Here is a 13,811-nt window from a genome sequence, read left to right as displayed (position 1 = left end):
TTTGCCCTTATAATGCGCTTACAAGCCTGACTTCAGGCTGGCTTCGATAAATTTATCTAGATCACCGTCAAGAACCGCTTGTGTATTGCGGTTTTCAATTCCGGTGCGTAAATCTTTAATACGAGAATCATCTAATACGTAAGAGCGAATTTGGCTGCCCCAACCGATATCTGATTTCGAATCTTCATTCGCTTGTTTTTCTGCATTTTGTTTTTGTAGTTCAAGCTCAAACAGTTTTGCTTTTAACTGTTTCATCGCTTGATCTTTGTTTTTATGCTGCGAACGATCATTCTGACATTGAACCACGGTATTGGTTGGCAAGTGGGTAATACGCACCGCCGACTCTGTGGTGTTTACGTGCTGCCCACCGGCACCCGATGCACGATATACATCGATACGAAGCTCAGCAGGGTTAATGTCGATAGCGATGTTGTCATCAATCTCCGGATAGATAAATGCAGAAGCAAAAGAAGTATGCCGACGACCACCAGAATCAAACGGCGACTTACGAACCAAGCGATGTACACCTGTTTCTGTGCGTAACCAACCGTAGGTGTATTCACCTGATATCCGCACAGTAGCCGATTTCAAACCAGCGACTTCCCCTCCAGAGACTTCAATGACTTCGGTCTTAAAGCCTTTGGATTCAGCCCAACGAAGATACATACGAAGTAACATAGCGGTCCAATCTTGCGCTTCAGTACCACCAGAGCCTGATTGAAGATCAATATAGCAATCTGAGCTGTCGTGCTCACCGGAAAACATACGGCGAAACTCAAGTTTTTCTAACTTGGATTCAAGCTCGGCAAGTTCAGGCTCTATTTCATCGAAGGTTTCTTGGTCTTCAGCTTCAACCGCAAGCTCAAGTAAACCGTCAACATCTTCGACACCTTGATCAAGAAGATCAATGGTCTCAACCACGGCTTCTAAAGAAGAACGCTCTTTGCCTAGCGCTTGTGCTCGCTGAGGTTCGCTCCATACATCTGGTTGTTCTAATTCTGCATTTACTTCTTCTAGACGCTCTTTTCTGGCGTCATAGTCAAAGGTACCCCCTCAGGATATTCGTGCGCTGTGTCACGTCCTGTAAGCGGTTTTTAATAGGATTGATTTCAAACATGTTTACTCAACATTTATGAATAGAATTTAACCGAAGAATTCTACTCAAAAATGTGATGAAGATACAGAAAAAATTGTAATACTATTAATTCATTTGAATAATAGATTCGAACGAAATGCGCTCAAAACGGCAAGCATTTATGAAACTCATCTAACAATCAATATGATCAACCATCAATTGCAATGACTGATTGCCTCTAAACTCATTTATATCAAGCTTGAAAGCAAGCTTGACTGTTTTTGCAGTGGCATCAGGCCAGCGTCTTAAATCCACATTAAATGCGATAGCATCCAACATTATATTAGTAGGCTGTCCTTTGAAAAGTGGTTCCACCATCATTTTCAGATGCTTCTCACCAACCAATTTTTGGTGCAGTAGTCTAAACTCACCATCAAAGATAGGTTCAGGGAAATTTTGTCCCCAAGGGCCACCTTCTCGAAGTTCCGTAGCGGTATTCATTGAGAACTGTTCTGGCTGTAATTCACCATCAGATAAAACAATACCTTGCAATGCGGACTCATCAAGCTTGTTGCGTACAATCTCATCAAATAGTGACGCGAAGGTCTGGAAGTTCTCTTCTTTAATGGTTAAACCGGCCGCCATAGCATGGCCACCAAACTTAAGAATTAAACCCGGATGAGTTGTATCCAAAAGATCCAGAGCATCGCGCATATGCAACCCGGGGATGGATCTACATGACCCTTTTATATCGCCATCGCCACCGTCAGCGAAAGCAATGACTGGACGATGAAATTCATCTTTAATTCGAGAGGCTACAATTCCAATAACCCCCTGATGCCAGTCTCTCTGAAACAACACTATCCCATAGGGAAGTTCGGTGTCCTCACCAAATTGTAGCTGCTCACAAAACGCCATCGCTTCTTGTTTCATGCCTTGTTCTATTTCACGTCTAGTTTGATTTAATCCATCTAACTCACTGGCCATTCTTCTTGCGGCGTGTATGTTATTACTCATCAACAACTCAACACCAAATGACATATCATCTAAACGACCAGCTGCATTAATCCTTGGGCCCAAAGCAAAGCCAAAATCTGCGGCTATCAAACGACGCGCATCGCGCTTTGATACTTCAATCAACGCCTGAATACCGGGGCGTCCTTTTCCTGCACGAATTCGCTGAACACCTTGATGGACCAATATACGGTTATTCTCATCAAGAGAAACCACATCGGCAACCGTCCCTAACGCCACCAGATCCAGAAACTCAGCAAGATTAGGTACCGGTATACCTTTCAATGAGAACCAATTTCGCTCTCTCATGAACGCACGAAGCGCAAGCATCAGATAAAAAGCCACACCAACACCAGCCAAAGATTTGGATGGGAATTGGCACGAATCTAGATTGGGGTTCACCATCGCATCAACATCGGGAAGGACTTTTCCCGGTAGATGGTGATCGGTAACGATGACTTGAATGTTGTTTTGTTTAGCGTATTTTACCCCTTCGATAGAGGAGACGCCATTATCCACAGTCATGATGACATCGGCTTTATACTCAATGGCTTGATCAACCACTTCTGGGCTCAACCCATACCCATCTTCAAACCGATTGGGAACGAGATAGTCAACGTTATGACAACCGAGAGCTCGTAATGCGAGTACTGACAAAGCCGAACTGGTTGCGCCATCGGCATCAAAATCGCCCACAACAATAATTCGCTTACCCTGCTCAATAGCGGCAAAAAGTAGCTCTACGGCTTTTTCTATCCCACCCAGTGCTTTATAAGAAAGTAACCCTTGGGCCGATTTTTCAAGCTGGCTAATATTATCTATACCTCTGCTGATATAGATGCGCCTAAGCAATTCAGGAATAGAATCCGGAAGGTTTGAAAGGTCTATTTGAGGACGGCGTTTTATTTCTGTCATGATGAATTAGGTTACTCGGTGTGTGAAATAGGTCTTTAGAGCAAATAGCCAGCTTGCAATGGCATTTGAAAGCCGAATGATCTTTCTCTCTAAAACACCCTTATATATAAAAAGGAGGTATTAGAAGGAAAATTAATGACTACCCGACTTTCATATGATCATCGTATTTATTGTGCCATCTCTAGTTCAATGCGTTGGAACATACCCGCTGGTGGCATATATCCGGCCAACAATTTGCCATTTGGTAGAAATACAGCAGGCGTACCACTGATACCTAAGTCACGACCCAATGCATATTGCTCCATAATTTTTTGCCCACACTGCTCTATATCCGCGGTTCCTGCTTTGAAAGGTTGCCCCGATTTAGATAGTGTCATTGCTTTAGCTGGATCCTCTGCACACCATACATTGGCCATTTCTTGAGCCACTTCACCTGTTGGACCTTGGCGAGGATAAGCAAGATAGCGAACCGTAATACCTAAATCATTGTAGTCTTTCATTTGGCGATGCAATCGCACACAGTATCCACACGTTGTATCGGTAAATACGGTAATCACATATTTTTCATTTTCAGCGGGGTAAACAATCATGTCTTCGGTGTATTGTTCTATTTTTTCTGCATTAAGTGGCGCTTGTCGCTCGGCAAGCACATCCACATATTCACCATTGTCACCAAGTGCATACAAAGTACCCGCGATAAATTGATCTCCTTGTGCATTCGAGAAAACCAACCCGCTCGATGTCTCAACCTCATATAAACCATCGATGCTTGCGGGTGCAATAGAAACAATACTCACCCCCATTGCTTCAAAACGACGCCTTAATTTGGCTTCATCAAACTGACTTCCAGCTTCAGCGGCGCTGTCTACGGTTTCTTGTATCGGGGTCGTCACCTCAACGGCACTTGTAGTATCCGAAGCATTTGTATCCGCGGCATCACATGCCGCAACGAAAAATGGAGTAGCTAAAATCAATATATTGCGTAACACGCTCATTAATAACACCTTTTAAAATTATTACTTATTTATGCTCTAGGATGATGCTGCGAATGGATCTGTTTTAACCTTTCCGTGGCAACATGAGTATAAATTTGCGTTGTTGATAAGTCACTATGTCCTAATAACATTTGCACCACACGGAGATCTGCCCCGTTATTAAGCAAATGTGTAGCAAATGCGTGTCTTAATACATGGGGTGACAACAGGTCTGTATCTATTCCCGCGATCACTGAATAGTGTTTAATTCGATGCCAAAATGTCTGTCTTGTCATCTGCTTGGCTCTTTTGCTAGGAAAAACCACATCCGAACTCTTTTCACCCAATAGAATAGACCGTCCATCCTGCAAAAAGTTTTCAATCCAATCGACTGCATTTTCTCCCATAGGGACCAAACGTTCTTTATTACCTTTGCCTATAACACGAACGACACCCTGACGCAGACTCATATTCTCCATTGTTAAGCTAACCAGCTCAGTCACTCGTAGCCCTGTCGCATAGAGAAGCTCTAACATCGCTTTATCCCTTAGTTCCAAAGGGTCATTAGGGTCTGGTGCATCTAACAAAGACTCAACCTGTTGTTCAGAAAGGTCTTTAGGTAATCTCTTTGGCAACTTAGGGCTAATTAGCAATGCACTAGGATCATCAGTTCGCACTTTTTCTCTATACGAATATTGAAATAAACGGCGAATCGCTGACAGCATTCTCGCTTTAGACGTCTGCTTATAGTTTTCGTCTGTTAACCACGCTTGATAATCTTGTAAATCAGAAATAGTAATAGTGGTAAACGTTAAGTTATTATCTTCCATCCACTTAATCAGCTTAGAAAGATCATTTCGATATGAAGACAGGGTATTTTCAGAAAGCCCTTTTTCCATCCACAAAGCATCGAGGAACTGTTCTACAAAAGCTTGGTCATTCATCTTTTATCATCACTCAAACACTGGCTTTCAGAGTAATTCAGCAAAAGCTAAATTACTAGAATTTTATCAAAACAGGAACTAAGGACTGCAATCATACCCTGTTTATAGGTAAAATCCTTAGCAAAGACCTAATATGCGAATCTATCTAACATGAAAATTGGACTCTTCTACGGATCAACCACCTGCTATACAGAAATGGCAGCGGAAAAAATACGTGCCATTATTGGAGAAGAACTCGTCGACATTCACAACGTCAAAGAGACGTCATTAAGTGTAATGAACGATTATGACCTATTGATTTTGGGCATTTCAACATGGGATTTTGGTGAAATACAGGAAGATTGGAGTGCGATTTGGCAAGAAATCGCAGGGGTTTCATTGAAGAACAAGCACGTCGCGCTGTTTGGTTTGGGTGATCAAGAAGGTTATGGCGAGTGGTTTTTGGATGCTATGGGCTTACTTCATGATGAGCTAATACCGACAGGTGCACAATTTCTTGGGTATTGGTCTACGGATGGCTACAAATTTGAGGCATCAAAAGCCCTTACTGAAGATGGTTCATTGTTTGTAGGATTAGCACTCGATGAAGACTCTCAGTACGAATATAGTGATGTACGTATTGCGAATTGGTGTGAACAAATCCTCACTGAATACCAAGAAACACTTTGAACCTCTAGCATTCAACAGATCTAGAGGTTCATAAGCTTGGTTCGCTTAGCATAGGTAACCTTCCCTTAACCTAAGCAATATACTGCTGACTACAAACAACAATGCCCCTGCGTAAACCGCGAGGACATTGGATTAAGAGAGGACTTTTCAGTAAAAAACTAGGCTGCTTCTTCCACCAGAGATTTCTGTTTCTTGCGACCAACAAATAGCATTGTAATCAATGCTAACCCTGTCGGTAGCAACCAACCCATACCATATTCAAATAATGGTAAGAACGTAAATACCGAAACATCCACCCCAGCAATTTTCGCGGCATCTATTACGGCAAATAACAGCGAAACAATAATAACACTCCGATAGGCTAATTGTGGATTTGGTAAACGCTTTCTAAAAAACGTTAACGCAACCAACGCTATCGCCACCGGATACAGCGTAAATAGCACAGGCACTGATAGTGAAATAAGTTGAGCTAAGCCAACATTTGCTACCGTAGCGCATATAACACCGATGATGATGACCCAAGCCTTGTAGGTAATCGGAGTTAGCGTACTAAAGAAATCAGAACAGGCCGATACTAACCCTATAGCTGTGGTTAAACACGCCAGTAACACGATAGTCGATAGGACAAGTTGACCAGACGAACCGAATAGTGATTGCACATATTGACTAAGAATAATCCCACCATTATCCGCGCCTTCTACTACACCACCACTTGTTGCACCTAAATAAAATAGTGAGATATAAACAAATGCCAACCCTAACGCAGCAATAATTGCGGCGATAGTTAGATATTTTGTCGTCGCGGCTTTATCCGTAATGCCTTTGCTGCGCAACGAATCCACTATCAACATACCAAACATCAACGCACCAAAGGTATCCATGGTGTTATAACCTTCAAGAAACCCTTTGATCAAAGGTTGAGAGATATAATCACCTTGAGCGGCCAAAATAGTGCCCTGAGGATTTACAAATACAGCAATCGCTAGAACAACAAGTGTGACAAATAGCGCGGGAGTTAAAAACTTACCGATCACATCAATAAGCTTGCCTTGAAACCAAGCAAAAAACATAGCAACGGAGAAAAATAAGATCGAGAACAGTGTGAGATCAAGTTGTGCTGCATTAGCAATGAAAGGTTTAATCGCCATTTCATAGGCAACAAGACCGGTACGTGGCGCCGCAAATGCAGGACCAATGATGACAAAAATTAAAACGGCCATTATTGTTGCTGCTCGTTTGGGGAGGTCTTTAGTCAGTGACTCCCACGTGCCACCAGCAATAGCTATTGCTATAATAGTTATCAAAGGTAGCCCTACAGCCGTTAGCAGGAAGCCGATCATGGCTAAAAACGCATTATCACCAGCAAGTTGCCCTGCCAAAGGAGGAAAAATGATATTTCCCGCCCCTAAGAAAAAGGCAAAGAGCATAAATCCTACAGCAATAATATCCGTTAATTTTAAGTTCTGACTCATAGGTCAACCTTATAATAATATTTCATCAATTCAACAACAGCCAGAACATCTGACTTTTTAAGGTTGGTGATAATGAAGAAAAAGAGAAAAACAATCAATAAGGTTAATAAAAACGGAATTTAACTTCACAATATGAACAGTAAGGCAGTTTTATTGACCAGTAATATAGAAAAAGACAGCTTATACGACTCGAATAATGAACGATTTGCACTACAGAATATAGATAATAACTTCATTCAATTAATTCAAACTAGTTATAAACTCCGCATATTAGAGTGTATACAGAAGATAATGACAGAATTAAAAAAAAGAACAAAAGACTTTAAATTCAAAAGGTTCAACGTTTATGGTGGATTCTCTGGCATGCCTGTCAGTACCGATGGCGTACTGTTAGGTGCTTGGATTGACTCAGATCAAAGCAACGCTATTTTAGACATAGGTACGGGAACTGGCCTACTTACATTAATGTGTGCTCAACGCTTTCCACATGCACAAATATCGGCGATTGAAATAGATTTAGAGGCCTATGATGCTGCGAAAATCAATTTTCATCATTCAGGTTGGACTGATCAAATTAATCTTATTCATGGCGATATTTTACAATGGGAAGCCGTAAATCCATTCGACACGATTATTTGTAATCCCCCTTATTTCACTGATGGTGAGCAATCTCATTCATCCCATAGAGCGACCGCACGACATACCGATTCTTTATCGCACTCCCAGCTATTGGTTGTATGTGAAAAGCGACTAGCACCAGATGGAAAAGCGAACTTTATTCTCCCGCTAGTTGAGGGCATGGCGTTTATCTCTGCCGCGAAATCTTTGGGGTGGTCGGTTTCTCGGTTATGCCAAGTTGCACCAACGGATACCAAGCCCGTCAGTCGTTTATTAATAGAACTGAGCCTAAAAGAACACAAAACCGAACCATCAAATTTGATCATTCATCAAGCTGGGCAATACTCCGCAGACTTTATTGCTCTAACGAAAGATTTTTATTTGAAGATGTAAGATATAATGATGTTGATATAACCATTATTCCTCTATAATGCGCGACCGAACTTTTAACTACTGCTTGTGGAGATCCTACTGTGATCAATAATTTTTCTGACCTTGAGCTTGATGAAAACCTTGTTGAAGCTATTACCGAACTGGGTTTTGAGCGCCCGACTCAAATTCAGGCTGAGGCGATCCCACTAGCATTAGATGGCCGAGATATTCTTGCTTCTGCGCCTACAGGAACAGGAAAAACCGCTGCTTTTGTTCTCCCTGCTTTGCAATTTTTGCAGGATTTTCCTCGCAGAAGAGCAGGACCAGCTCGTGTTCTTATTTTAACGCCAACAAGAGAGTTGGCAATGCAGGTTGCCGATCAAGCTCGTGCACTAGCAAAAAATACCAACCTGAAAATCATTACGATTACCGGTGGTGTAATGTATCAAGATCACGCTGATATTCTGGCAAAAACACAAGATATTGTCGTCGCAACACCGGGGCGATTAATGGAATACATCGATGGTGAAAAATTTGATTGCCGCGCTATCGAATGGTTGATTCTTGATGAAGCGGATCGAATGTTAGATATGGGCTTTGCACCCGTTGTCGACCGTCTTGCTGGCGAATGCCGATGGAGAAAGCAGACACTGCTTTTCTCTGCGACATTAGAAGGCAAAGGCGTGGAAGGCTTTACTGCCGATCTTCTAAAGGAACCAGCAGAAATTGAAGCGGATCCTTCTCGACGTGAGCGTAAAAAGATAACTCAGTGGTATCATCGTGCCGACACACTAAAACACAAAAACGAGCTGTTAAAGCATATCCTCAAAGAACAGGCTGATCGGTCTATCATCTTTGTAAAAACCCGAGATCGTCTAGCGGATGTAAGATCACTGCTAGAAAGTGCACAGATACCGTGTAGCTGGATCCAAGGTGAGATGCAACAAGATCGCCGCAACAATGCGATTCGTCGTTTCCGCGAAGGCGAGGTGAACGTACTCATCGCGACGGACGTTGCCGCTCGTGGTATCGACCTTCCTGATGTGTCTCATGTGATTAACTATGACCTACCGCGTACTGCCGATGTTTATATACATCGCATTGGACGTACTGCTCGCGCCGGTAAAAAAGGTAATGCGATATCTTTAATCGAAGCACACGACCAATCAATGATGGCTCGTATTGCTCGTTATATCCAAGATGATGTGAAAGAACGTTTTGTGAAAGATATGCGCCCAACGCATAAAAAACCAAATGTTGGCAAAAAGAAGAAAGTCAAAGCAAAGACCGCAGCACCAGTGAAAAAGAAGAAGAAAAATAAAAAGAAAAAATAGTCGTCAATAAATAGACCCTTTAGTCACTCTATGCACAAAAAAGCGTCATATCCATACTCTGGAAATGACGCTTTTTTATTCGATTAATCTTCTAATTCTGCTCTTCTCTCTTGAATACCAACTCTGTCGCTGATGACTCTTCTTCTACAAAATAATAACCTGCCACATCAAACTGAGTTAAAGTCTCAATTGAGGAGATACGGTTATCGATGATATAGCGAGCCATCATGCCACGAGCTCTTTTGGCAAAAAAGCTGATCACTTTATACTGGCCGTTCTTGCAATCTCTGAATATTGGCGTAACAACAGTGCCATCAATCTGTTTGGTTTTTACCGACTTAAAATATTCATTAGACGCAAGATTAATCAGAACATTGTCGCCCTGTTCGTTTAAAGCATAATTAAGCTTTTCGGTAATCACACTCCCCCAGAATTGATACAGATTTGAACCACGTTCATTCGCCAATTTGCTACCCATTTCTAGGCGATATGGTTGCATAAGATCTAGCGGCCTTAATACCCCATAAAGACCAGACAACATACGTAAATGAGATTGTGCATAATCAAAATCAGCTTCACTCATCGTTTGGGCATCTAACCCCGTGTAAACATCACCTTTAAAGGCCAAGATAGCTTGACGAGCACTCTCTGGGGTAAAGGTTTCACTCCACTGTTCGAATCTCGCCACATTTAAGCCAGCGATCTTATCGCTTACCTTCATCAAGGTGGAAATATCCAAAGGCGTTAGCTTCCGGCACTCGTTGATGAGTAATTTAGCATGACCAATCAGTTCTGGTTGAGTATATTTTTCAATAGCTAACGGGGATTCATAATCCAATGTCTTAGCCGGCGAAACAACAATGAGCATATTTTTTCTTCCCTGGTAATTCTATTTGTTATGCGACTAGATTATAGAAAAAGTCGCACCCAGTCAGCACGTCTTATTCTATTTATTTAATCGCTCTCAACAATGGATGGTTTTAGTCAATCATCCCAAACATCTTTTTCTAGTTGAGCCATTAACTCTGGAAACTCATTCGGTTTAAATTTGGGCACTCGTCCCATAATTAATTGACGGTTATAATCTTTGGCGAGTTTAATCACAATACCAGACAGCAACATTATCGCCATCAAGTTAACGATAGACATCATCCCCATAGAAACACTCGCCAGTGCCCATATCGTTGGCAATGCTTCGATCGATCCATACATCACCATACACAACACCAATACACGCAAGACCATACTGCTTGTTTTATGATTATGCTCTAGAAAAGTCAGATTCGTTTCTGCATAGGAATAGTTTGCAATGATGGAAGTAAAAGCAAAAAGAAAAATGGCAATGGCAATGAATGAACTTCCCCACTCGCCTACCTGAGAACTCAACGCCTTTTGAGTCAGTTCGATGCCGGTAATGGATCCGTGAAGTTCGTATTCACCAGACACAAGAATAATCGCGACAGTGGCTGTACATATCACTATCGTATCAAGAAATACGCCAAGCATCTGTACATAACCTTGGGATGCAGGATGTGGAGGATATGGCGTTGCCGTTGCTGCTGCATTAGGCGCAGAGCCCATACCTGCTTCATTTGAAAACAAACCTCTCTCAACCCCATTAATGACAGCTTGAGAAATCGAATACCCCACCCCACCGGCCACGGCTTCCTGAACCCCAAAAGCACTCTTAACAATGAGAAACAGCGCCCCTGGCACCTTATCTACGTTTAAGACAACCACGACAGCCGCCAACGCTAAATAAGCAAGTGCCATCAAGGGCACAACGATTTCTGCAGTACGCGCAACCTTGCGAATACCACCAAAAATAACAAATGCCGATAGGATCACAACGAAAATGCCGACGTACATTGAATCCCAGCCAAAAGCGGTTTCCATTGCACTCGCGATAGCGTTGGCTTGAACTGCATTAAATACCAAACCAAAAGTAATGATTAAAAACACAGAAAAAAGCGCGCCTAACCAGCGCATCCCTAATCCTTTCTCCATGTAGTAAGCTGGACCACCACGAAAATTACCGTCGTCATCTCGGGTTTTATAAAGCTGTGCCAAGGTGCTTTCAGCAAAAGAAGTCGCCATACCTAGCATACCTATCAACCACATCCAGAATATCGCTCCTGGGCCACCAACCGTCAACGCAATTGCCACACCAGCCATATTACCGGTTCCGACTCGAGCCGCTAAGCTCGTACACAAAGCTTGAAATGAAGAAATACCTGAACCTTCAACGGTTCGGCTATTTCTAAGCACTTTAAATGTATGGGTGAAATGCCGAAACTGAATAAAACCTAATTTAACAGTGAAGAAGACCCCAACACCGACGAGTATATAGACAAGTATCGATCCCCATAAAAGATCGTTAAGTAAACGAATAGTTTCTGCCACAAGGTCCTCTCCGTGGATGATGGCGAATAGAATATTTTACCTACAACATTCTGGTTGAACTCATTCAGAAGTCAACTTACAAAACCAGAACTCGGGAGGAAGGTGCTAACTGATTAATTTTTAAACAGTTCGGCCGTATAAAACTGTGAATTAAGGTAGATTTCCTAATAAAAGCTTCATCAAAGGGTAACAAATGAGAAACACATCATAGTTATTCTTACCACACTTATGGTACTTAAAAGACTCCGTTAGGAGTACATTAAATAAGAGAGGTCAACATGGAAGGCTTTCTACTAGATGACATTATGGAATCGGACTCTAACCCAACGCGTTCTGGTCGTGCCAAGCCAGCGAAACGCCGATGGCGTGAAATAGAAGCAATTAAAGATCGTCAACGCTTACAAAGAGAGTTGATGGAATTAGATGTTTGCAATAGTTATGGTTTAAAAGAGAACGATCAGTATTAAATACCAATTAAAATACAGAAACAGGCACTCAAGTACCTGTTTCTAAACCTACAATTGGTAATTGTTTTTTATACTAAACCATCATTCTTACTCAGTTTTCACTTGCCTGACACGTTCAGCAAGTTGCTTATATTGGTCAGCAATAGTATTGCCAAAGACAGGATCATCATCGCTATGATCCCAGCGACTTTCCACTTCCTGCCAATCTTCTGTCGTAAAGGTACTTTTTATCAGCGGTAGTATCTCTTTCTCTTCAATATCTAAATGACGCTTCTGGTTTTGTATGAAGCTTTCTAACTGATCCAGAAAGACATCCTGAGGTACCACAGCATCTTGAAGAATCATATCCACAATTAATATAAAATCTTGCGTTTTCTCAGACAACTTTTGGTGCTCAAGTTCCAAATTTTTAATTCCAGAATTTACTGGATATTTTTCAACATAATAACGATAAAGTATATCTTCTTTTGGGTGGTGTACAGTTTCAGAATGGCTAGATAGGTACTCAACAATTTCTTTTATCAAACTGTAATTAATTGGCTTCTCATCCTTAAGTGCATTCCATTTGCTCCTAAGAATAGCTAACAAGCGTACCATATACCCGTGTTCGCGGTGGATCTGCTCCATCATCATTGCTTGCTTCTCCTTTTTAATTAACCTGAACTCAGGTTAGTTATATCCATACCCTTAATAAGTGTATATAAAGAATGGCAAGCGTGCTTTGATAGTGGTCGAAATTCAACCAATTAATTACCGGTTAACAATATGGATATCAATCAAAATTAGGTTGCCAGTCAATCGGTTTTCGACCTGTCTCAACCAGAATTTTATTGGTTAAAGAGAAGTGCTTACACCCAAAAAAACCACGATGAGCCGATAATGGTGAAGGATGAGGAGCATTCAAAACATAGTGCTTATTACGGTCAATAACTTTACCTTTTTTCTGTGCATGTGCCCCCCATAACAAGAAAACGACGCCTTGGCACTCCGTATCAATCACGGAAATTATCTTATCTGTAAACGCCTCCCAACCCGCTTTAGAGTGAGAATGCGCTTTGCCTTGCTCCACAGTCAGCACGGTGTTAAGCAACAAGACACCTTGTTTAGCCCAACTTTGGAGAAAGCCATGTTTCGGTATTTCAAAGCTAGCAATATCTTGCGCCAATTCTTTATAGATATTGACGAGCGACGGGGGTGTCTTAACATCTGGTAAAACTGAAAAGCAAAGACCATGAGCTTGATTCGGACCGTGATAAGGATCTTGCCCTATAATCACGACTTTTACATCGCTAATTTCGGTCAGAAAAAAAGCATTATAAACATCCGCATCTGATGGATAAATAACCCTGCCGGCCTCTCGTTCAGACTGAATAAATGCTAAGGTTTGTCTGAAGTAATCTTTCTTTTTTTCTTGTTCAATCACGTCGTTCCAGGCCAATCTATCACTCATGTTTGCACTCCTTTAAAACAAGAAGTGAATAATATACAACTAAAAGAGAAACAGAAAGCGGGGTTCTTTGAACCGATGATCTCCGACGACTAAATTCGAGTGTG

At 41.7% G+C, this 13,811-nt stretch carries 13 protein-coding genes; 4 read left to right on the top strand and 9 right to left on the bottom strand.

The features are described from left to right. Positions 1–18: 18 nt before the first annotated feature. From prfB to xerD, 4 genes are all read right to left on the bottom strand, one after another. A protein-coding gene (gene prfB, locus IUZ65_RS02495) for a peptide chain release factor 2 (RefSeq protein WP_195702228.1) occupies positions 19–1,117 on the bottom strand; the annotation gives its coding sequence in 2 pieces (ribosomal slippage) (positions 19–1,041 and positions 1,043–1,117; 1,098 coding nt in all). A gap of 150 nt (positions 1,118–1,267) precedes the next feature. After that, the gene (recJ, locus tag IUZ65_RS02490; protein ID WP_195702227.1) at positions 1,268–3,004 is read right to left on the bottom strand and encodes a single-stranded-DNA-specific exonuclease RecJ; all 1,737 of its coding nucleotides are present in this window, start codon (positions 3,002–3,004) and stop codon (positions 1,268–1,270) included. A gap of 167 nt (positions 3,005–3,171) precedes the next feature. Beyond that, a complete protein-coding gene (locus IUZ65_RS02485; RefSeq protein WP_195702226.1) occupies positions 3,172–3,999 on the bottom strand; it encodes a thioredoxin fold domain-containing protein in 828 nt (275 codons plus the stop codon). A 29-nt stretch (positions 4,000–4,028) separates the two neighbouring features. Next, positions 4,029–4,922: a site-specific tyrosine recombinase XerD gene (xerD, locus tag IUZ65_RS02480; RefSeq protein ID WP_195702225.1), complete on the bottom strand. Its 894-nt coding sequence runs from the start codon at positions 4,920–4,922 to the stop codon at positions 4,029–4,031. Positions 4,923–5,072: 150 nt separating this feature from the next. Between xerD and fldB the strand changes: the two genes are divergently transcribed. Continuing rightward, positions 5,073–5,591: a flavodoxin FldB gene (fldB, locus tag IUZ65_RS02475; protein ID WP_195702224.1), complete on the top strand. Its 519-nt coding sequence runs from the start codon at positions 5,073–5,075 to the stop codon at positions 5,589–5,591. A 158-nt stretch (positions 5,592–5,749) separates the two neighbouring features. Here the strand turns inward: fldB and brnQ are convergent, their stop codons facing one another. Beyond that, positions 5,750–7,063: a branched-chain amino acid transport system II carrier protein gene (gene brnQ / locus IUZ65_RS02470; protein WP_195702223.1), complete on the bottom strand. Its 1,314-nt coding sequence runs from the start codon at positions 7,061–7,063 to the stop codon at positions 5,750–5,752. 291 nt (positions 7,064–7,354) lie between these two features. Here brnQ and IUZ65_RS02465 point away from each other — a divergent pair, with 291 nt between their 5' ends. After that, positions 7,355–8,074: a tRNA1(Val) (adenine(37)-N6)-methyltransferase gene (locus tag IUZ65_RS02465; protein WP_195704975.1), complete on the top strand. Its 720-nt coding sequence runs from the start codon at positions 7,355–7,357 to the stop codon at positions 8,072–8,074. Between the two features lie 80 nt (positions 8,075–8,154). After that, entirely contained in the window at positions 8,155–9,387 is a 1,233-nt protein-coding gene (gene srmB / locus IUZ65_RS02460; protein ID WP_195702222.1) for an ATP-dependent RNA helicase SrmB, read from the top strand. Between the two features lie 91 nt (positions 9,388–9,478). Here the strand turns inward: srmB and yaaA are convergent, their stop codons facing one another. Then, entirely contained in the window at positions 9,479–10,255 is a 777-nt protein-coding gene (gene yaaA, locus IUZ65_RS02455; protein WP_195702221.1) for a peroxide stress protein YaaA, read from the bottom strand. 116 nt (positions 10,256–10,371) lie between these two features. Beyond that, positions 10,372–11,790 carry an alanine/glycine:cation symporter family protein gene (locus IUZ65_RS02450; protein WP_195702220.1) on the bottom strand — a complete coding sequence of 473 codons (1,419 nt, stop codon included), beginning with the start codon at positions 11,788–11,790 and terminating at the stop codon, positions 10,372–10,374. 278 nt (positions 11,791–12,068) lie between these two features. On the opposite strand from IUZ65_RS02450, the gene IUZ65_RS02445 reads away from it, so the two are divergent. Further along, positions 12,069–12,257 carry a DUF3545 family protein gene (locus tag IUZ65_RS02445; RefSeq protein WP_195702219.1) on the top strand — a complete coding sequence of 63 codons (189 nt, stop codon included), beginning with the start codon at positions 12,069–12,071 and terminating at the stop codon, positions 12,255–12,257. 87 nt (positions 12,258–12,344) lie between these two features. Here IUZ65_RS02445 and IUZ65_RS02440 read toward each other — a convergent pair whose 3' ends face one another. Together IUZ65_RS02440 and ung are read right to left on the bottom strand one after the other, a co-directional pair. Next, positions 12,345–12,890, bottom strand: a complete 546-nt coding sequence (locus IUZ65_RS02440) for a hemerythrin domain-containing protein (RefSeq protein ID WP_195702218.1) — start codon at positions 12,888–12,890, stop codon at positions 12,345–12,347. Positions 12,891–13,029: 139 nt separating this feature from the next. Continuing rightward, positions 13,030–13,707, bottom strand: coding sequence for a uracil-DNA glycosylase (ung, locus tag IUZ65_RS02435; RefSeq protein WP_195702217.1), 678 nt, complete (start codon positions 13,705–13,707; stop codon positions 13,030–13,032). Between the last annotated feature and the right edge of the window lie 104 nt (positions 13,708–13,811).

It is taken from the genome of Vibrio sp. VB16, assembly GCF_015594925.2.
Lineage (GTDB): Bacteria > Pseudomonadota > Gammaproteobacteria > Enterobacterales > Vibrionaceae > Vibrio.
The sequence above is the reverse complement of the archived record's forward strand: the minus strand, read 5'-3'. Positions and strand labels throughout refer to the sequence as shown.

Excerpts from the sequence above, each read along its gene's own strand:
- recJ (WP_195702227.1), bottom strand. The coding sequence starts at position 3,004 with ATGACAGAAATAAAACGCCGTCCTCAAATAGACCTTTCAAACCTTCCG.
- IUZ65_RS02485 (WP_195702226.1), bottom strand. The coding sequence starts at position 3,999 with ATGAGCGTGTTACGCAATATATTGATTTTAGCTACTCCATTTTTCGTT.
- xerD (WP_195702225.1), bottom strand. The coding sequence starts at position 4,922 with ATGAATGACCAAGCTTTTGTAGAACAGTTCCTCGATGCTTTGTGGATG.
- fldB (WP_195702224.1), top strand. The coding sequence starts at position 5,073 with ATGAAAATTGGACTCTTCTACGGATCAACCACCTGCTATACAGAAATG.
- brnQ (WP_195702223.1), bottom strand. The coding sequence starts at position 7,063 with ATGAGTCAGAACTTAAAATTAACGGATATTATTGCTGTAGGATTTATG.
- IUZ65_RS02465 (WP_195704975.1), top strand. The coding sequence starts at position 7,355 with ATGACAGAATTAAAAAAAAGAACAAAAGACTTTAAATTCAAAAGGTTC.
- yaaA (WP_195702221.1), bottom strand. The coding sequence starts at position 10,255 with ATGCTCATTGTTGTTTCGCCGGCTAAGACATTGGATTATGAATCCCCG.
- IUZ65_RS02445 (WP_195702219.1), top strand. The coding sequence starts at position 12,069 with ATGGAAGGCTTTCTACTAGATGACATTATGGAATCGGACTCTAACCCA.
- IUZ65_RS02440 (WP_195702218.1), bottom strand. The coding sequence starts at position 12,890 with ATGATGATGGAGCAGATCCACCGCGAACACGGGTATATGGTACGCTTG.
- ung (WP_195702217.1), bottom strand. The coding sequence starts at position 13,707 with ATGAGTGATAGATTGGCCTGGAACGACGTGATTGAACAAGAAAAAAAG.